This is a genomic window from Amycolatopsis orientalis, from assembly GCF_000943515.2.
In the GTDB taxonomy this organism is placed as follows: domain Bacteria; phylum Actinomycetota; class Actinomycetes; order Mycobacteriales; family Pseudonocardiaceae; genus Amycolatopsis; species Amycolatopsis orientalis.
The window spans coordinates 4,841,785-4,860,798 of the sequence record NZ_CP016174.1 but is presented as its reverse complement, the minus strand read 5'-3'; the positions used below and the strand labels follow the sequence as shown (position 1 = coordinate 4,860,798).

The following is a 19,014-nucleotide window of genomic DNA, read 5'->3' as shown; positions in this document are numbered from 1 at the left end:
TCGGCCTGAAGAATAGGCCGGGGTGGCGGCCCCGGCCTATTTTCGATCGTCGTCACAGATCGGTGGCGACGATCTTTTCGATGTTCCGTTCCGCCAGCGCGGTAATGGTGACGAACGGATTGACGGTCGTATTACCGGGAATCAGCGCGCCGTCGATCACGTAAAGGCCGGGATAGCCGTGCAGCCTGCCGTAATTGTCGGTCGCCTTGCCCAGTACCGCGCCGCCGAGCGGGTGATAGGTGAGATGGTCGCCCCAGATCTTGTACACGCCGAACAGATCGGTCCGGTAGATCGTCCCCTCCTTGGCGTTGATCTTGTCGAAGATCGTCTTCGCCATGTCGATCGACGGCTGCTTCCAAGCGGTCTGCCAGTCGAGGTCGACCTTGTTCGCGCCCGCGTTCCAGGAGAACGTCCCGCGGTTGGGGTTCTTGGTGATGGAGAGGTAGAACGACGCGTAGGTCTCGATACCGGTCGGCAGCGGCGCGACCTCGGCGAACGCGCCGCCCGCCGCCCAGTTGTCGATCCCGGCCGTCGGGATCGACGACTGCAGCGCGCCCGTGGCGTCCCACATGTGGTTGGCCCGGCCGCACATGACGTTCCCGTTGTCGCCCCACCCCTTCCCGACCTCGTTGCTGAGCTTGGGCAGCGCCCCGGTGGCCTTCAGCTTGACCAGCAGTTTGCTCGTGCCGACACTGCCGGCGGCGAAGAACACCTTGCCCGCCGTCACGGACTTCGTCGCGGTCACCGTGCCGCTGGTGTCGAGTTGCTCCATCACCACGGTGTATCCGCCGCCGGACGCGGGGGTGACCGAGGTGACGCGGTGCAGTGAGGAGATCGTCACCCGCCCTGTCGCCTTGATCCGCGGAAGATAGGTCTGCTGCAACGACTTCTTGCCGGCGTTGTTGCCGTAGAGGATCTCCCCGGCCAGTGCGGATCTCGGTACCGTGCCTGCCTGCTCCTTCTTCATGTAGTCCCAGTCGTACACGTCCGGGACGAACACGAACGGGAAACCCGAGCGCTGGGCGTGTTTCCGGCCGACGCGCGCGTACTGGTAGCACTCGGCGGTCTCGAACCAGTTCGGGTCGATCGTGGCGACGCCGAGGCCCGCGTTGGCGCGCGGGTAGTAGACGCCGTACATCTCGTCGGCGTTGACCGTCGGGAGGACGAAGCCGAAGTTCTCACGCTTCGGCGTGACGGCCATCCCGCCGTTGACCAGCGAGCCACCGCCGACGCCGCGGCCCTGGTAGACGGTGATGCCGCTGAACTCCTCGGCGTCGAGGATCCCGGTGTGCCGCGGGACGTCCTTGTCCAGCGGGAAGCCGAGGAAGTTGCTCAGCGGCTGCTTGGTCCTCGTCCGCAGCCAGAAGGACCGGTAGTCCGGGGTGGTGGTGTTGGCGAAGATCTTGCCGTCCGTGCCCGGGGTGTCCCACGCCTTGCCGAGTTCGACGAGGTGGACGTCGACGCCTGCCTCGGCGAGCCGGAGGGCGGCGACGCAGCCGCCGTATCCCGAACCGATGACGAGTGCCGGGATTTGCGCGGCGTCGGTGATCGAGCTGTTCGCCGCCGGGCTGTTCCCGGAAGAGGCGAAGGCGGTCCCACCGAGGGCCGCGGCCCCCAAGATAGAACCAGTTCCTGTGATAAATACGCGGCGGGATAACTGTCCAGAAGCGGTTCTCCGCATGGATTCGTCGCTCACGTGATCTTCCTCACCGTTGAGGTATTTAGAACAAGTTATACCTGCGGCTCAGGCGGGTGGCAATAAAGGAGAAGGTTCTTTTCCGCATGCTTGGGCCAGGTAGGCGGGCGTCACGGTGGTGGATGGGCCACTATGTACGGCTGTGGAGTCCACTCGAGTTGATCGCTGGCTGTGGGCCGTCCGGCTGACGAAAACGCGCCCGGACGCCGCCGCGGCCTGTCGTGGCGGCCATGTCCGCGTGAACGGCAAACCGGCCAAACCCGCGACCACGGTCGTGGCGGGCGACGAGGTGCGCGCCCGGGTCAACGACACCACGCGGATCCTGGAAGTGACGCGGGTGATCCAGAAACGCGTCGGTGCCGTCGACGCGGCGACCTGCTTCATCGACCGGACGCCCCCTCCGCCGCCCGAATCGGCCATCCCGGTCGCTCGGCGGGAGCGGGGCGCGGGACGTCCGACCAAGCGGGAGCGCCGGGTCCTGGACCGGTTCCGGACCGGCGAGCGTTGACGCCTCGGCCGCTGGCCTCGTTCACATACGTGACCACTGTTCACATCCGTTGACGGGTGACAGAGGCGTGAACTATAAAGGCTGAGTCCGGGTGTACACGCCGCAACACCTTCCGTCAGTCCGTCACGGAGGTTTCGGGTGTCCCGAAAAAGTCCTCTTCGCCGTGCCGTCCTTCCGGCGGCCGCCGCCGTGGTCGCCACCGCCGCGCTCCTGCAGCTACCGCCGGGTGCGGCGGACGCCGCGCCGGGTCCGGGAGCGCTGACCGGCCTCGACACCGGCGCCGCCAACCGCCGTGCGCCGGTCGCGGGGCTCTACGACTGGTCCAAGGCGGGCTACCTGGGCGGCGCCGCGCTGCCCGGGGCCGCCGAAGTGAATCCGAACGCCACCTGCCAGGTCACCGCCGCGGAACTGGCGGGCCAGTACAACGTCAAGCCCGACGACGGCACCGACGACACGAACGGGATCCAGGCGGCGATCGACGGGATCAAGAGCGCGTGCTCGCCGTCCGGGAGCTACACGAAACTGAGCACGATCACCTTCCCGGCCGGGCGGTTCGACGTCACGCACGAGATCCACGTCGACGCCGACTACCTGATCCTGCGCGGCGCGGGCAAGGACGCGACGAAGTTCGTCTACCGGCCTGACGCGAACACGCTCTACGACACGCTCACCCCGGACGGTTCCGACTGGGACGAAGACGGGATGACCTCGGGCGCGGGCAAGGGCGGCTGGTTGTGGCCCGGTCGCGGCCTGTTCCGTGTCCAGTCCAGGGGAGTGCACACTTCCTATGCGAGCGACTACGCCTCGGCGCCCGCGAACCGCAAGGACATCTTCGAGGGCACGGTCAACGTCCATTGGAAGGCCGGGGTGAAGCTGCGCGGCAAGGCGGGCGACACCGCGTTCGCCGCGCGGACGGGGGACCGGGTCGTGCACCTGGCGAGCAGCGGTGCCCTGACCTCGCTCACTGCCGGGAACCTGGTCAACATCCGTGCTGCCAACTCGCAGAAATTCTATGAGCAACAGCAGGCGACACCGACCACGTTCCCCTTGCTGAACATGCACATGCGCCAGCAGATCTTCACGATCACGGCGCTCGACACGGCCGCGCGCACGATCACCCTCGACAAACCACTCGAGTACGACGTCCCGGTGACGTCCACTTCGGACGGTTCGGCCCCGATCGACGGTGCCACGTACGACTCGAAGGCGGCCCCGCTGGTCGACCCGGTGCTCGGCGTCGGATTCGAGAACCTCGGGTTCACGCAGGACATGCCGAGCCTGAACCCCGCGGAGGCGAACAACAACTACGGGAACATGACCCCCGCCGCGGAGATGCACGGCATCGTGTTCAAGTGGGCCGCGAACTCGTGGATCCGCGGCGTCCGCGCGGAGATGACCGGGTCCCATCCGATCGTCACGGAGGAGGCCAAGAACCTCCAGATCGTCGACAACGAACTCAACGGCTCCTGGAACAAGGGCAAGGGCGGGAACGGCTACTTCCGCGGCTCGCGGGTGTGGGACTCGCTCTACGCGGGGAACACCTCGACCCTGTTGCGGCACTTCACCTTCCAGTGGTCCGCGGCGGGCAACGTGGTGATCGGCAACTCGTTCGACTCCGATCTGAACCTGCACGGCGGCTGGGAACGCAACAACCTCTTCGAACTCAACACCGTCAAGGTCCCCTACGCGCACCGTTCCGGGAACTGCCGGGCCAACTGCGGTGAAGAGGGCGGTGGCGGCCCCGACGACTCGAACTGGTTCCCGATCTGGTGGGGCGCGGGCAAGAAGGCGGTCAAGTGGTCGGGCGGGTCCGGCTATCGCAACGTGTTCTTCAACAACGCCATGACCAAACAGCTCACGGACGGCGGGCCGTATAACGACTTCTACGCCGACCGGCATCGCATCCATGTTTTCGGCTGGAACGGCACCGCCTACCAGCACCTGGACGTCGGCGGTACCCCGATCGCGGACTGGGCGAAGAACGAGCAGCGGGACTACACCGGCGGACACGGGGTCGACGCCACCAAGACCGACGCCGCGTCGTCGCTGTTCCTGAAGTCCGTCGACGGGACACCGCCGTCGTCGTCGACAGGCCAGACCTCGACACCTTCGACTCCGACGTCCACTCCGACTACGCCGACCACCACGACAACGCAGAGCCCGGGCGCGTGCCTGACCGCGGCGTTCGTCCGGAAACCGGTGTGGGACAGCGGGTACGGCGGTGGCTTCACCATCACCAACGGATGTCCGGCCGCGGTCGGCTCGTGGGCCGTCGAATTCGACCTGCCCGCCGGGACGACGGTCAGCAGCTCGTGGAGTTCGGTGCTGACCAGGACCGGTCAGCACTACCGGTTCGGGAACGCGGACTTCAACGGAAGCGTCAAAGCGGGCGGTACGGCGACGTTCGGGTTCAACGCCGCCGGACCGGGGCTCCCGGTCGCCTGCGCGATCGCCGGAACGAAATGCGGAGGCACCGAATGACGAGGAAACGACTGCTCGCCGCGCTCGCGGCCACCGTGTCGGCGGCCGCCCTGTCCGGCGCCGTCGTCACCGCGGAGGCGGCCGCGCCCAGCCTGTCCGCCACGTTCGCCCAGGGCTCGGTCTGGGACAGCGGCTACGGCGGGAAGTACACGCTCACCAACTCCGGCGACGCGACCAGTACACAGTGGACGGTCGAGTTCGACCTGCCAGCCGGGACGGTCGTCAGCAGCTCGTGGAGTTCGGTACTGACCAGGAGCGGCCAGCACTACAAGGTCACCAACGCCGGCTTCAACGCCACGATCAAACCGGGCGGCACGGCGAACTTCGGCTTCAACACCAGCGGTCTCGGCCTGCCGACCGGTTGCACGGTCAACGGCGTCCCGTGCGGGGGAGGCGTCCCCACCTCGACGCCGGGGACGACCACGACGACGAGCGAGCCGCCGGTCACGACCACGAGTGTCCCGCCCGGTGACGTGGTCGACGTCGGTACCGCGGCGGAACTCCAGGCCGCGCTGGCGGCCGCGAGCCCGGGGCGGACCATCCGGCTTGCCGCCGGGACGTACCGCGGTTCCTTCGTGGCCACGAAACCGGGGACGGCGGCGGCGCCCATCACGGTGACGGGGCCTGCCACGGCGGTCCTGATCAACGACGGCCCGTCGGGGGAGGCGCCCTCGTGTCCGGCGCCGACGGCGGGCTGGGACCCCGGGTACGGGTTCTGGCTGTACGGCGCGCCGTATTGGCAGCTCAAGGGTTTCACCGTGCAGGAGGCCAAGAAGGGGATCGTCGTGGACAACTCGCACCACACGGTGATCGACGGCGTCCGCGTGCACCGGATCGACGAGGAAGCCGTCCACTTCCGCCGCTCGTCGGCCGACAGCGTCATCCGCGACTCGACGATCAGCCATACCGGGCTCGTGCAGGCGGGTTACGGCGAGGGTGTCTACCTCGGCTCGGCGAACTCAAACTGGGGATGCCACGGGAACTCCGGCGGAGTCGACCGAAGCGACCGGGTCCAGGTGCTCGATAACCACATCGGACCGTACGTCGCCGCGGAGGGCATCGATGTCAAGGAGGGCACCGCGGACGGCGTGATCCGGGGCAACACCTTCGACGGCCAAGGGGTTTCCGGGCAGAACTCGGCCGATTCCTGGGTCGACGTCAAGGGAATCGGGTACGTGATCGAGGGCAACACCGGCTCCTTCGCCTCGCCGGGGACGTTCGCGAACGGCTACGAGACCCACAATCCCGACACCAGCCCGTCGTTCCCGAACGGCTGCGGGAACGTCTGGCGGGACAACAAGTCGGATCTCGGCGGCGTCGGCCAGTACGCCATCAAGATCACGTCGACGTCGAAGTGCTCGGAACGGCCCAACGTCGTCTACGCGTCCAACACCGTGTCGAGGGCGGTGAACGGGCTGACCAACATCCCCGTCACGCCTTGACGGACGCCAGTGGCGGGAGCGGCGCGGCTCCCGCCACCGGCGGGTCAGACCCGGACCGCGGTGATCGCGACGGTGGCGTACCGCGCGGTGAACCGGCCGCCCATCGAGTCGATCGCCGCGCCGACCTCGGCCAGGATCTCTTGCCGCACAGTGGCTTCGACCCAGGTGAGCGAACCGAACGTCGGGAGCTGGTCCAGCCATTCGTCCCGGGTGTAGACCCGCTCCCAGTCGTGGCGGCTTCGTTCCGGCTCGCCGAAACCACCTGCTTCCCGGAGGCCGTCGGCGACCTTCACGATGAGCGGTCCGTACGGATCCGCCGGCTGTTTCGGGACATTCTTGAGGTCGATCGGGGCATCCGGCACGAGACGGCGGTACGCGTCCGCCAAGGCGTCCGCGACCTCGTCCGGCGGCTCCGGAACATGCCAGAACGCGGCGAAAACCCCGCCGGGCCGCAGTACTTGGGTGGCCTTGGCAGCGCCGGCGATCGGATCGACCCAGTGCCAGGCCTGTCCGGAGACGAGCAAGTCGAACCGGCGGCTTTCAGGCTCCCAATCCTCGAACTTCGCGACCTCGACCTCGATCCCGCTCCGGCGGGCGAAGTCGGCCATCCGCAGGTCCGGTTCGACGCCCAGCACGTGACAGCCGGCCGCTTGGAACTGGCGGGCTTCGATCCCGGTTCCGGCACCGACGTCGAGGATCTCGCGGCCGGGGGCGGCGGCGATGAGGTGATCGACGAGTCGCGGGGGATAGGCGGGCCTGGTCCGGTCGTAGCGCTCGACGTCCACGCCGAAGGATTCCGCGGCCTGTCGATAGCGATGAGGCTCTTGTCCGGAGGGTAGAGTGGGCATGCGCCCACCTTAAGTGGGCACTTGCCCACTCGTCAACGCAAGGGAGCCGTATGCCGACCGGGGTAGCCCTGCGCGCCGTCCGCGCGCAGTTGTTCGACGCCGCCGAACGGGTCCTGCTCCGGGATGGGCCGAGCGGCCTCACCAGTCGTGCCGTGACCACGGAGGCGGACTGCGCGAAAGGCGTGCTCCACCGGCACTTCGATGACTTCGACGGGTTCCTCGCCGAATTCGTGCTGGACCGGATCGAGAAACTCGACGAGCAGGGCCTCCAGGAGGCCGTCGGTACCGGGACGGTCGTGGACAACCTCACCTCGGCACTCGCCGCGGTGTTCGCGTCGGTCGCGGTCGCGATCGTCCCGCTCGTGATCTTCCGCGACGAGCTTCGCGCCCGGTTGCGCCGTGAGTGGCCGGCCGGGGTTCCGGTGCTGACCCAGGCCGCGGTCATGATCGCCGCCTACCTGGAGGCGGAGCGCGAACAGGGCAGGATCGCCGGGAACGCCGACGTCGAGACCTTGGCGGCGACGCTGATCGGTGCCACACACCTGCTCTACGCGGACCGAACGGCACCCGCACCGGAGACGGCGCAGGTGCGGAAGGTCGTGGAAACGGTCATCGGGACGTGAAAGGCGGCGAGTCCTCAGTGGACTCGCCGCCTTTCTCAGCGGATCAGGACTGCGCGGCGGTGACGGTGTGCCGCAGCAGCAACGAGGTCGTGACCGGGCCGACGCCACCGGGGACCGGCGTGATCGAACCCGCGATCTCCTCGACCGCGGCTTGGTCGACGTCACCTACGAGCCCGCCTTCAGGAGTCGGGTTCGTGCCGACGTCGATCACCACGGCGCCGGGCTTGACGTGGTCCGCGCCGATGAAGTGCGCGCGGCCGACCGCCACGACCAGGACGTCCGCGGTCTTGGTGACCGCCGCGAGGTCCTTGGTGCGGGAGTGACAGACGGTCACCGTCGCGTTCTCGCCGAGCAGCAGGAGCGCGGCGGGCTTGCCGACCACGGTCGAGCGGCCCACGACGGCGACCTGGGCGCCGGACAGGGCGACCTGCTCGCGCTTCAGGATCTCAAGCACCGCGGCGGCGGTGGCGGGGGCGTAGGTGGGCAGGCCGGCGGTGAGGCGGCCGAGGCTGACCGGGTTGGCGCCGTCGACGTCCTTGCGCGGGTCGATATGCGCGCCGACGTCGTCGAGCGTCACGCCTTCGGGCAGCGGGGTCTGGCAGATGATGCCGTGCACCGACGGGTCCGCGGACAGCTTGTCGAGTTCGCGGGTGACGTCCTCGCCGGTCGGCTTCTCCAGCTGGACCACGCGGCAGTCGACGCCGACCTTCTTCGCGGCACGCTCGATGGAGCGCACGTACCAGGCGGTGGCGTCGTCGTCGGTCGGCACGAGCACGGCCAGCGTCGGCGCGGTGCCCGACTCGCGCAGTTTGGCGGCGGTCTCGGTGACCTCGGCGGTGATGGCGGCGGCGATCGCGCGCCCGTCGATCAGCGTCATCGGGCGATCCTCTCGCGGACCTGGGCGACGAGCGCGTCGGCGCGGCCGATGGCGGGCGTGTACTCGGCGAGGCGGGCCTCGGTCTCCTTGCGCAGCTGCTCGTCGGACATCGACGCGAGGTTGACCTCGACGTTGACCACACCCGATTCGAGCGCCGACCTGGCGGAGGAGGCCGCGACCGCGATGTCGGAGATGACGTTGGTGTTGGCGCCTTCGAGGATCGAGGCGGCGACGTCGATGACCTCGGCGGCGAGGGCGGCCGTCCGCAGGGGGACGTCGGCGGCGCCGACCAGGGCGGCCTGGATCGCGGCGCTGCGGGCCTGCTTCTCCTCGTCGGTGGCCTTCGGGAGCTTGTATGCGGAGACCACCGCGTCGAACGCGTCGGCGTCGTCGGCGGCGAGGCCGAGCGCGCGCGTCCGGAGGTCTTCGGCCTTGCCGAGCGCCTCGGTCATGGTGGCTTCGTGCTCGGCGTACTTCGGCTTGCCGATGGTCAGGTTGCACACCATGGAGACGAGGGCGGCGCCCACCGCGGCGTTCATCGCGGCCGCCGCGCCACCGCCGGGTGTCGAGGCCTTCGAAGCCAGCTCGTCGAGCCACTGACCGACCGGTTGAGCCTCCACGCGATGTTCCCTTCCCGCTGGTTTTGCCGTCGCGCCGAAGCCTACCTGGGGGTTCCTGGACGGCCCGAAGGCCACCTGGGGCCGATCAGGTGCCGGTGAAGCCTCGTGAGTGGTAATGACGGTTCTAACCGTCATTACCACTCACGAGGCTTAGGGACTGGCCTCCGCAGAGGGCGGGCGCTTACGAGCGCTGGTATTCCTCCCACGTGAGCTTCGGCGTGACGGCGGGGCCGTCGTCGGCGCCCCGCCCGGCGAGGCCGTTGTAGCCGAGGTAGTAGTCACCGGCCTGGTGCTGCGCGGCGGACGACAGATCCGGATCGGACAGCGCGATGGCGTGGATGTGGTAGGCGAAGCCCTGGTCCGGAGTCCGGACCCAGGCCGCGAAGCCCACCTGACGCAGCTTCCGCGCGACGTCGGTCCGTGTCGTCGAGGACATCCCCTCGACGCCGATGTCGAGCGCGCCGCCGCCGTCGTGTGTGCCCGCCGAAGCACCGACGCCACCGGGGTTGTACGAGCCTTGAGTGACGGTGAGCTGCCTGCCGAGCAGGCCCTCGGCCTTCACCAGCATCGCCTTGGTCCGCGTGTTCATCGTTTCGCCGTGGTAGGTCAGGCGGCTACCCGCCGAAACCACCGCGGTGACGGTGTACCGGCCCTCGCCCAGCTTCTCGAGCGAAGTCTTGCCCGGCAGGCCGGAGGCGTCGAGCCCGGTGTACCCCAGCGACTTCTGGTAGCTGGAGTACGCGGTGATCGTCGAGGTGCCGAAGTGGCCGTCGACGTATTGCTGGTCGAGCAGTCCCTTGGCCGCGAGCGCCTGCTCGACGAGCAGCACGCTGTCCTTGGCGCCCGGCGTCAGGGCGCTGTCGGCCCGGCGTGGATCGATCTGCGCGGCCTTGAGTACCGCCTCCATGTTGGCCGTTGGCAACACCGCCGCGGTCATTTCGGCGCTGGCCGGTGCGGCCACGCCGAAGGAGAGCGCGGTCGCTGTCGCGAGCACGGCTACCTTGGTCAACAATTCCTGCCTCCTGAACGCACCGAAGTTGGTCCGGGCAGCATGAGCAGCGGGAATACAAGGGCCGTACAAACGAATCGTCTTCAGGTCCCGGTCCGGCCGGTGACGAACGAGGCCACCGCTTCCGACAAGGTCCGGCAATCGGGATCATCGGGATGTTTGGCCGCCTCCTGCACGAGGGGGCGCAGCCGGTCTTTCGTGCGCACCGATTCCAACGTTTCGGCGCCCTCGATCGCTTGGACGCCGACAGCGAGCGCCTGGTCGCCGTCCCCGTCGAGAACGTGATCCGTGGCCAGCATGGCCAGGCACAGTGAACGACTTCGCGCCATGTCCGGGCCGTAGCCGCGGACGGCGTCGGCGAGTGCGGAGATGGCGAGGCCGATATGACGTCCGCCCTTGTGCAAGGCCAGATCGGTGTGGACAGAACCCGCCATCGCGGAAACATCGATCTCGGTGAAGAACCTCGCCCAATCGGGTGGTTCACCTTCATCCTTTTCGGCGAATTCTTCACCCGCTCGCTCCATCAGGCCGACGGCCAGGTTGGCGTCGCCTTTCTTGGCGTAGGCCCAGCCTTGGTTCGCGCTCAGGATGCTCGCGGCGAGTTTCGAACCGGCACGCCTCGCGGCGAGCCTGCCCAGTTCGAACTGGGTGAGGGCTTCGTCCGTGGCTCCGTAATGCAGATGGATCCGGCCGCGCCGGTAATGGATGTTCGCGGTCAGATCGGCGTCTTCGGCGGCGGCGGCGAGTTCCAGCGCGACGTCGAGATGATGCTGTGCCGCACCGGCGTGACCGCTGTCGAAACAGGTCCACGCGGCGAGGTTGTGCAAATCGGCCAAGGCGGAGAACAGCCTGGCCCGCACCGGTTCGGAGATCGACATCGCGAGCATCCGGTGGCCGCGATGGATCCGCACCACGACGGCGTCGCGGCACAGCCCGCCCCCGCACTGGTAATCGACGGCACGGAGGGCCTTCGTCTGCGTTTCCAGTGCTTCGACGTCATGGTTTCCTACCCGTTCCGGGGTGGGATAGTGGTGAATGGTGGCTTCAGGATCTGTCATGGTCATTAATCCCTGACGTAACCCCAGCGCGATTTTCCTGGTCTCAAAGCGTAACCCGGCCCACGGGCCGCCGCGACCGTTTCACCCCGAACGTCAACGCGCACTCAGGTATGAAGACAGGTAGTTGTACGGGTGTCGTCCGCGCGGGAACAGGCGCAACCTGATATGACTTCCAGTGGATGCCGAAAGGTCGAGACCCACATGGTGCTACGTACTTCACCGCCTTCGCGAGCCCGTCTCCGGCTGGTCTCTTCGGAGGATGTGCGTACGAGGCCCAGGGCGGGTGGCCGGCTGGATCGGTACGGCGAGATCGCCGACCGGCGGTTGGCCGCGATCCTCGCCGCCGAGGACGTCGCGGAGGAACACGGGCTGAGCGCGCATGTGCGCACCACCTGTTACGTGCACCGTTGCTGGGTGCACCAGTGCATCTCCGATCCGTTGCACGTCCTGGTCGTCACCGGGCACCGCTGGTGCCGCCGCTGCGACCGCACGGTCGACGTCGAGATCGACGAGACCTTCCCGGGATCGGTGGAACTCTATTGCGACGGCTGCGGTGTCCCGCCGGACACGGTCGCGAACCGTGAGGTGCTCTTCGCCTGCCGGACCAGCCTCATGGCCATGCACGGAGGCGAGGCATCGACGCTGTACGTGGTGCCGGACAGTTAAAGGCCGGATCGGGAAAGCCCGGACTGGGCTGACCGAGCGAACGCGTCCCCCGCGTCGTTGACCGCCGCTCACGGGTCTCCGTACGGTTCAGGGGTGGGTACCGCGGCCGTAGCAGGCCGGCCGGGCAATCTCCCCGCCGGGACCACGAGCTTCGTGGGGCGCAAGAAGGATGTCGCCGAAGTCAAAAGACTGCTGTCCAAGGCAAGGCTGGTGACCTTGACCGGGGTCGGCGGCGTCGGCAAGACGCGGCTGGCGCTGCATACCGCCGCCGACCTGCGCCGCGCGTTCCCCGACGGCGCCTGGCTCGTCGAACTCGCGGATCTCTCCGACGCGGCTCTGCTGGCGCATACGGTGCTGGAGGCGCTGGGCGTCCGCGACGACACGGGCCGTGACCAGGCGGACGTGCTCGCGGATCACCTGCGCGAGCGCCGGATCCTGGTGATCCTGGACAACTGCGAGCATCTGATCGACGCCTGCGCGGCCACGGCCGACAGGCTGCTGAAAGCGTCGCCGGGACTCCGCTTCCTCACCACCAGCAGGGAAAGGCTCGGGATCCAGGGGGAGCATCTGTGGCAGGTCGCCCCCCTGCCGCTGCCCGACCCGCTACAGGCACTGCCGCCGGACGGTTGGCGTGGCTATCCCGCGATGACGTTGTTCGCCGAGCGCGCGGCCGCCATCGAGCCGGCATTCGCCGTGACCGCCGGAAACCAGGACCTGATCGCGAGGATGTGCCGGACGCTCGCGGGGATCCCGCTGGCGATCGAGCTGGCCGCCGTCCGCGTCAGGGTGCTGCCGCTCGATGAGCTGGCGACCCGGCTCGACGACAGTTTTCACCTGTTGGCCAAGGGAGAACGCGGTGGCCTGCCCCGGCACCAGACCCTGCTGGCCGCGGTGGAATGGAGTCACGACCTGTGCGGAGCCGCCGAGCGGATCCTCTGGGCGCGGGCGTCGGTGTTCGGCGGCGGATTCGGCTTGGACGCGGCCGAATCCGTGTGCGCGGGGGACGGGCTGCCCGCTCGGTCGGTGCTCGGGCAGCTGGCCGGGCTGGTGGACAAATCGGTCCTGCTCTGCGAACGGGACGGTGACCGGGCGAGGTATCGGCTACTGGAGCCGCTCCGGCAGTTCGGCAGGCGGAAACTCCACGGTATGGGTGACGAGGACGCGGTTCTGCGCCGTCATCGGGACTACTACCTCGCACTGGCCGAGCGAAGCGAGCGGGAGTGGTTCGGGCCGAAGCAGGCGGAGATCTTCGTGCGGACCAAACTCGAGCACTCGAACCTGCGTGCCGCGCTCGACTATTGCCTCGCCACGCCGTCCGAAGGCAGGGCCGGGCTGAAGCTCGCGGCCACGTTGTGGTTCTACTGGGCGGGTTGCGGTGTGCTGGGGGAGGGGCGGCACTGGCTCGACCACGCGCTCGAAACCGTCCCCGATGGCGGTGAAGATCGGTTGAAAGCCTTGTGGGTCAACGGATACGTCTCGACGCTGCAGGGTGACGTCCCGCGGGCGATGACCTTGCTGGGGGAGTGCCGTACGGAATCGGGCAGGGCGGGCGACGAGGCGGCGCTCGCCTACGCGATCCACCGGCTGGGCTGCAACGCGCTGGTCGGTGACGACGTCGGCTACGCGAAGGACCTGTTCGAGGACGCCAGGATCCGCTATCGGCGGCTGGGCGAGATGAACGGCAACGTGATGCTGGCCGGGATCGAGATGGCGATCGCGGCGATCTTCCTCGGCGAACTGGAAGAGGCCGCCGCGTTGTGCGAAGAGGCACGCGCGGTCGGTGCCGCCCACGGCGAGGAATGGGCCTACGCCTACGCGATCTACGTTCTGGCCCTGGTGGCGCTGAACCGCGGCGAGCTCGACCTGGCGACCGGCTACGCGCGCAACTGCCTGCGGATCAAGCGTACGTTCAACGACCTGCTGGGCATGGTGCTCTCGATTGAGGTGCTCGCGTGGATCGAGTCCTCACTCCGGCACTGGGAGCGGGCGGCGACGCTGCTCGGCTGCGCGCGGCGGATCTGGCGGTCGGTCGGCTATCCGATGTTCGGCTCGAAGTACTTCGGCGCCCCGCACGGTGACTGCGAGGCGCGGACCCGCGAGGCGCTCGGTGACAGGCGGTACGCGGAGTTGTCGAGACATGGGAGTGAGCTGAGCTTGGAGGAGGCCGTCGCCTTCGCGCTCGACGAGACCGAGGGCGCGGAGAGCGGTCCCGCCGCCGAGGTCGAGACGGTGCTCACCGAGCGGGAACACGAGGTCGCGGTCCTGATCACCGACGGGCTGTCCAACCGGGAGATCGCCGATCGGCTGGTGATCTCCCGCCGCACCGCCGAGGGACACGTCCAGCGCATCCTGCGCAAGCTGAACTTCGATTCCCGTGCGCAGATCGCGGCCTGGGTGACCCAGACGGCGGTGCGGACCGAGCGCAACGGCGGCATCCGGCGACGCCGTCCGGAGTAGTCAGTGGTTTGGACCATCACTGTTACCGAAGCGTGATCTGGACGGATCGCGCCGCCGGTTACTTTGTTGTGGCGCGCAACGAATTGCTTCGCCCGTGGATTTCCAATGCCGGAGGTGTCACGACGTGAACCGGATCTTTGTGCAGCCCAGACGGCGGAAAGGGGTCCGGGGTGCGCTCGCCCTCGGCCTCGCCGCGCTCCTGATCGCCACCGGCCTCGGTGAGGCCACCGCCTCCGCGGCGGAGGACTACAGCCAGAGCGCGGTGGCGGTGAACGCGACGCAGGCGCAGTTCTCCTTCACCCCGGTGACGACCGCGCGGTACGTCGACATCCACTACACCGGTGTGCCCGGGGTGGGGCAGCAGAACGTTCGCATGACCGAGAGCGGCGGCACCTGGCGGCACACCGTCGGCTCGCTCAGCACCGGCACGGTGCTCGACTACTGGTTCACCTACGAGAAGAACGGGCCGCAGTACGACACCCCGCACTTCGGCTACACCCACGCTGGCGGCGGCACGACCGTCGCCTCGCCGACGTTCGACCCACCGGCGGGCAGCTATCCGAGCGCCCGTTCGGTGACGTTGTCGACCGCGACCGCCGGCGCGACCATCCGGTACACAGTGGACGGTTCGACGCCGACCGCGTCGTCCACTTTGTACACCGGGCCTATCACGGTCTCGGCGTCCTCGACGGTTTCCGCGATCGCGCTGAAATCGGGTTCGGCGAACTCGCCGGTGGCGTCGGCGAGCTACACGATCGGATCGACGCAGGCGACCTGCCCGGTGCAGGCCGACGTGCCGAACTTCGGGCCGAACGTACGGATCTTCGACCCCGGCATGTCCGCGTCGTCGATCCAGACCCGGCTGGACGCGGACTTCGCCGCGCAGAAGGACACCTTGACCGCGCAGTTCACCGAACGCCGGTACGCGCACTTGTTCAAACCCGGCGTGTACAGCGGGATCCACGACGACGTCGGCTACTACACCTCTGTCGCGGGCCTCGGGCAGAACCCGGGCGACGTCGTGATCAACGGCGACGTGACGGTCGACGCGTTCAACGAGTCGGACCAGGGCCACGCGCTGCAGAACTTCTGGCGCTCGGCGGAGAACCTCGCGATCGTCCCGAGCAGCGGGTCGAACCGCTGGGCGGTCGCGCAGGCCGCGCCGTTCCGCCGGATGGACATCCGCGGCGGGTTGCAGCTGTACCCGGCCAGCTACGGGTTCGCCAGCGGTGGCTACACCGCCGACACCAAGGTCTCCGGGCAGGCCGCGTCGGTCTCGCAGCAGCAGTGGTACACCCGTGACAGCAGCTACGGCAGCTGGAACGGCGGGGTGTGGAACATGGTCTTCTCCGGGACGAACGGCGCTCCGGCGAACACCTTCCCGAACCCGCCGGAGACGACACTTTCCGCCACGCCCGTGTCGCGCGACGTCCCGTATCTGTACCTCGACGGCTCCGGCAAGTACCGCGTGTTCCTGCCTTCGTTGCGCACCAACGCTTCCGGGCCGAGCTGGGCCAACGGCAGCACGCCGGGCAGCTCGCTGCCGATGAGCCAGTTCTACGTCGTGAAGGCGGGGGACACCGCGTCGTCGATCAACACGGCGCTTTCCCAGGGCTGCAACCTGTTCTTCACCCCCGGCGTCTACCACCTCGACCAGACGCTGAACGTGAGCAGGGCCAACACGGTCGTGCTCGGCATCGGCTACCCGACGCTGGTGCCGGACAACGGCGTCGACGCGATGCGGGTCGCCGACGTGGACGGCGTCCGGCTCAAGGGCCTGCTGTTCGACGCGGGCACGACCAAGTCGCAGGCGCTGCTGACGGTGGGCCAGTCGGGCTCGTCGGCCGTTCACTCGGCCAACCCGACGACGCTGCAGGACGTGTTCTTCCGGATCGGCGGTCAGATCGCGGGGAAGGCGGCGAACAGCCTGATCGTCAACAGCCGGGACACGATCATCGACCACATCTGGGCGTGGCGGGCCGACCACGGCAACGCGGGGACCTACGGGTGGACGGTCAACACCGGCGACACCGGCGTGGTCGTCAACGGCGACAACGTGCTGGCGACCGGCCTGTTCGTCGAGCACTACCAGAAGTACCAGGTGATCTGGAACGGCCAGAACGGCAGGACGATCTTCTTCCAGAACGAGATCCCCTACGACGTCCCGGATCAGGCCGGGTGGCGGAGTCCCAACGGGCTCAACGGATACGCCGCCTACAAGGTCGGGGACGCCGTGACCACCCATGAGGCGTGGGGCCTGGGCAGCTACTGCTTCTTCAACGACAACCCGTCGGTGAACCTGTATCACGCGTTCGAGGTGCCGAACCGCTCCGGCGTCCGGTTCCACAACCTGGTGACGGTTTCGCTGAACTACAAGGGCACCATCACCCACGTGATCAACGACGCGGGGGCGGTGACCCCGCCGGGGACGACACCGAGCAACCTGGTCAGTTACCCGTAATCCCTGCGGTCTCGTGGCTGGGGGTGAAGGCCTCCTTGAGGGACTCTGGGTCCCTCAAGGAGGCCTTCACGGCTCGGACCATCGCTACCAGGCTCAGCGGTAGCGCGTGAAGGTCCCCTTCGCTCGGCTCAGCCGAGGAAACTCGACCTTCACACCTTCCCCGGTACCCGTAAGCCCGGCGGTCTCGTGAGTGGTAATGACGGTTAGAACCGTCATTACCACTCACGAGGGGCCGAGCCGCTGGGCTGATCCGGTGGTCGTCGTGTGACCGGCCGTGGCCGGGGTACCCGCAGCGGGTTCAGCTCCCTACGGGTATCGGAGGCAACGACATGAGCGCATCACCGACCAAGGTCACGCGTTCGCCGCGCCAGCTCTTCGCGGCGGTAGTCGGCTTGGTGTTCCTGCTCGTCGGCGTGCTCGGCTTCATCCCCGGTGTCACCACGAACTACGACCAGCTGGGCGGCGCGGGCCACGAATCGGGCGCCCTGCTGCTCGGCGTGTTCCAGGTTTCGATCCTGCACAACCTCGTCCACGTCGCGTTCGGGCTCGCGGGCCTGGCGATGGCGCGGACGGCGGGTTCGGCCAAGGGCTTCCTCGTCGGCGGCGGGGTGATCTACCTGGTCCTGTGGCTGTACGGCCTGCTGATCGACCACGGATCGACGGCGAACTTCGTCCCGGTCAACGGCGCCGACAACTGGCTGCACCTCGTTCTCGGACTCGGCATGGTCGCCTTGGGCGTCATCCCCGTCTCGAGTGCTCGCAGCGCATAGAGGTCGCTTACTCACCCCGGCGCGCCTGGGCTTCGGCGGTTTCCTCCTCGTCCATCGCCCGGGTGTCCCGGGGTGGGAGGAAAGGCTCGTCCGCGGCGGGGTGGCCCGCGGCCTGTTCCTTGCCGCGGGCCAGTTCGGCGTCGAGTTCGGCGCCGAGGAGGACGGCGATGTTCGAGATCCACAGCCAGATCAGGAAAACGATCACCCCGGCCAGTGAGCCGTAGATCTTGTTGTACGACCCGAAGTTGCTCACGTAGACGGCGAAGCCGGCGGTCGCCGCCGCCCAGAGCAGCACCGCGACCACACCGCCCGGCGTCATCCAGCGGAACCGCGGCTGCCGGACGTTGGGGCCCGCCCAGTAGAGCACCGCGAACGCCAGCGCGGCCAGTAGGGCGATCACGGGCCATTTCGCGATGTCCCAGACGAGGACGCCGGTCGAGCCCAGGCCCACCAGGTCACCGAGGTACCGGGCGACCCCGCCGGTCGCGACGACCCCGACGGCGCAGAGCGCGAGGATGACCAGGAGCGCGATGGTCAGGCCCAGCCGCAGAGGCCAGGTCTTCCAGATCGGACGGCCCTCCGGCATCGAGTAGATGACGTTGGAGGCGCGCATGAACGCGCCGATGTAGCCCGACGCCGACCACAGCGCGCCCAGCACACCGAAAATGGCGGCCGGACCGGCCAGCCCGCCCGATCCGGACAGTTCCCGGATCGCGCCGAGCAGGATGTCCCTGCCTTGGCCGGGGGCGATCTGCCCGGCGCTGTCGAGCAGTGTCTGCGTGGCCGACGGTCCCATCAAACCCAGGATCGCGGTGAGCACCAGCAGTCCGGGGAAGAGCGAAAGGACGCCGTAGTAGGTCAGCGCGGCAGCCCAGTCCAGCTGGTCGTCGCGGTTGAACTGGACGACGGTCCGCTTGAGCACGGCCCACCACGATCGCCGTGGCAGGTCTGTCGGGCCTTCGGGCTCGGTGGAGTGCTTCGAGGGAGCCAAGGTGACCTCCAGGAGGGGATCCCTTGGCATACCCCGGAAGGCGGCCGCGAAACGGCGTTCAGGCCGGGCGGGGCCGCGTCGGCGGTGGCGGGACGGTCTTCGCCAGGACGATGTCCGCCAGCCGGATCGTCGCGAGACCGCGTTTGGTCTCCACGGTGCATTCCGCGTCGTCACGCGACCGCAGGTAACCGAGCGCGTCGGTGAAGCCGCCTTCGATCCGGTACCGCACGACGACCCTCGTGCCGACCGGGAGGTCCGGGAGGGTCATCGGTCCAGATGCGCGGTGAGCTCGTCGTCGCTCGGCTCGACCAGATGGGTGCCGTCCGGCCAGACGATGGTCGGGATCCGCCGCTCACCGTTCTGCAACGCCCGCACCGCCTCCTCGGCGCCGGAGTCCGCTTCGACGTCGATGTAGTCGTACTCGACACCCTTGGCGTCCAGCAGGGCGCGGCTGCGTTTCACGTCGGGGCACCAGCCGGCGCCGTACACGGTGAGGTCACTCATGGC

The 19,014-nt window shown here is 68.3% G+C and carries 17 protein-coding genes; 8 read left to right on the top strand and 9 right to left on the bottom strand.

The features are described 5' to 3' along the window. Positions 1 to 52: 52 nt before the first annotated feature. Positions 53 to 1,618 (bottom strand): GMC oxidoreductase, encoded by a 1,566-nt coding sequence (locus SD37_RS21260; protein WP_044851894.1) that lies wholly within the window; start codon positions 1,616 to 1,618, stop codon positions 53 to 55. A gap of 220 nt (positions 1,619 to 1,838) precedes the next feature. Between SD37_RS21260 and SD37_RS21255 the strand changes: the two genes are divergently transcribed. The 3 genes from SD37_RS21255 to SD37_RS21245 all read left to right on the top strand — a co-directional run bounded on the left by SD37_RS21255 (position 1,839) and on the right by SD37_RS21245 (position 6,127). Next, positions 1,839 to 2,204 (top strand): RNA-binding S4 domain-containing protein, encoded by a 366-nt coding sequence (locus SD37_RS21255; protein ID WP_044851895.1) that lies wholly within the window; start codon positions 1,839 to 1,841, stop codon positions 2,202 to 2,204. A 138-nt stretch (positions 2,205 to 2,342) separates the two neighbouring features. Then, positions 2,343 to 4,685, top strand: coding sequence for a cellulose binding domain-containing protein (locus SD37_RS21250; RefSeq protein WP_236725068.1), 2,343 nt, complete (start codon positions 2,343 to 2,345; stop codon positions 4,683 to 4,685). Next, positions 4,682 to 6,127 carry a cellulose binding domain-containing protein gene (locus SD37_RS21245; protein WP_083255030.1) on the top strand — a complete coding sequence of 482 codons (1,446 nt, stop codon included), beginning with the start codon at positions 4,682 to 4,684 and terminating at the stop codon, positions 6,125 to 6,127. The genes SD37_RS21250 and SD37_RS21245 overlap by 4 nt, the downstream gene beginning before the upstream one ends. A gap of 44 nt (positions 6,128 to 6,171) precedes the next feature. On the opposite strand, the gene SD37_RS21240 is transcribed toward SD37_RS21245, so the two are convergent. Next, positions 6,172 to 6,912, bottom strand: a complete 741-nt coding sequence (locus tag SD37_RS21240) for a class I SAM-dependent methyltransferase (RefSeq protein ID WP_044851897.1) — start codon at positions 6,910 to 6,912, stop codon at positions 6,172 to 6,174. 113 nt (positions 6,913 to 7,025) lie between these two features. Between SD37_RS21240 and SD37_RS21235 the strand changes: the two genes are divergently transcribed. Continuing rightward, a complete protein-coding gene (locus tag SD37_RS21235; protein ID WP_044851898.1) occupies positions 7,026 to 7,598 on the top strand; it encodes a TetR/AcrR family transcriptional regulator in 573 nt (190 codons plus the stop codon). 43 nt (positions 7,599 to 7,641) lie between these two features. Here SD37_RS21235 and SD37_RS21230 read toward each other — a convergent pair whose 3' ends face one another. From SD37_RS21230 to SD37_RS21215, 4 genes are all read right to left on the bottom strand, one after another. After that, positions 7,642 to 8,475, bottom strand: a complete 834-nt coding sequence (locus SD37_RS21230; RefSeq protein ID WP_044851899.1) for a bifunctional 5,10-methylenetetrahydrofolate dehydrogenase/5,10-methenyltetrahydrofolate cyclohydrolase — start codon at positions 8,473 to 8,475, stop codon at positions 7,642 to 7,644. Continuing rightward, positions 8,472 to 9,095 (bottom strand): cyclodeaminase/cyclohydrolase family protein, encoded by a 624-nt coding sequence (locus SD37_RS21225; RefSeq protein WP_044851900.1) that lies wholly within the window; start codon positions 9,093 to 9,095, stop codon positions 8,472 to 8,474. Before SD37_RS21225 ends, SD37_RS21230 begins: the two co-directional genes overlap by 4 nt. Before the next feature lie 181 nt (positions 9,096 to 9,276). Beyond that, a complete protein-coding gene (locus SD37_RS21220) occupies positions 9,277 to 10,107 on the bottom strand; it encodes a peptidoglycan-binding domain-containing protein (RefSeq protein ID WP_044851901.1) in 831 nt (276 codons plus the stop codon). Between the two features lie 80 nt (positions 10,108 to 10,187). Beyond that, positions 10,188 to 11,162: a tetratricopeptide repeat protein gene (locus SD37_RS21215; RefSeq protein ID WP_145926686.1), complete on the bottom strand. Its 975-nt coding sequence runs from the start codon at positions 11,160 to 11,162 to the stop codon at positions 10,188 to 10,190. Positions 11,163 to 11,423: 261 nt separating this feature from the next. On the opposite strand from SD37_RS21215, the gene SD37_RS21210 reads away from it, so the two are divergent. The 4 genes from SD37_RS21210 to SD37_RS21195 all read left to right on the top strand — a co-directional run bounded on the left by SD37_RS21210 (position 11,424) and on the right by SD37_RS21195 (position 17,516). After that, a complete protein-coding gene (locus tag SD37_RS21210) occupies positions 11,424 to 11,828 on the top strand; it encodes a hypothetical protein (RefSeq protein WP_236725067.1) in 405 nt (134 codons plus the stop codon). A 93-nt stretch (positions 11,829 to 11,921) separates the two neighbouring features. Next, positions 11,922 to 14,285, top strand: a complete 2,364-nt coding sequence (locus tag SD37_RS21205; RefSeq protein ID WP_145926685.1) for an ATP-binding protein — start codon at positions 11,922 to 11,924, stop codon at positions 14,283 to 14,285. A 124-nt stretch (positions 14,286 to 14,409) separates the two neighbouring features. Then, positions 14,410 to 16,746: a chitobiase/beta-hexosaminidase C-terminal domain-containing protein gene (locus tag SD37_RS21200; RefSeq protein ID WP_044851904.1), complete on the top strand. Its 2,337-nt coding sequence runs from the start codon at positions 14,410 to 14,412 to the stop codon at positions 16,744 to 16,746. A 329-nt stretch (positions 16,747 to 17,075) separates the two neighbouring features. After that, a complete protein-coding gene (locus SD37_RS21195; RefSeq protein WP_044851905.1) occupies positions 17,076 to 17,516 on the top strand; it encodes a DUF4383 domain-containing protein in 441 nt (146 codons plus the stop codon). Positions 17,517 to 17,523: 7 nt separating this feature from the next. Here the strand turns inward: SD37_RS21195 and SD37_RS21190 are convergent, their stop codons facing one another. The 3 genes from SD37_RS21190 to SD37_RS21180 are packed head-to-tail and all read right to left on the bottom strand — an operon-like array spanning position 17,524 to position 19,011. Next, complete coding sequence (locus tag SD37_RS21190; RefSeq protein WP_044851906.1) at positions 17,524 to 18,537, bottom strand: YihY/virulence factor BrkB family protein; 1,014 nt, start codon at positions 18,535 to 18,537, stop codon at positions 17,524 to 17,526. A 28-nt stretch (positions 18,538 to 18,565) separates the two neighbouring features. Continuing rightward, a complete protein-coding gene (locus SD37_RS21185) occupies positions 18,566 to 18,775 on the bottom strand; it encodes a putative acetyltransferase (protein WP_044851907.1) in 210 nt (69 codons plus the stop codon). After that, positions 18,772 to 19,011 carry a glutaredoxin family protein gene (locus tag SD37_RS21180; protein ID WP_044851908.1) on the bottom strand — a complete coding sequence of 80 codons (240 nt, stop codon included), beginning with the start codon at positions 19,009 to 19,011 and terminating at the stop codon, positions 18,772 to 18,774. Before SD37_RS21180 ends, SD37_RS21185 begins: the two co-directional genes overlap by 4 nt. Positions 19,012 to 19,014: the final 3 nt, after the last annotated feature.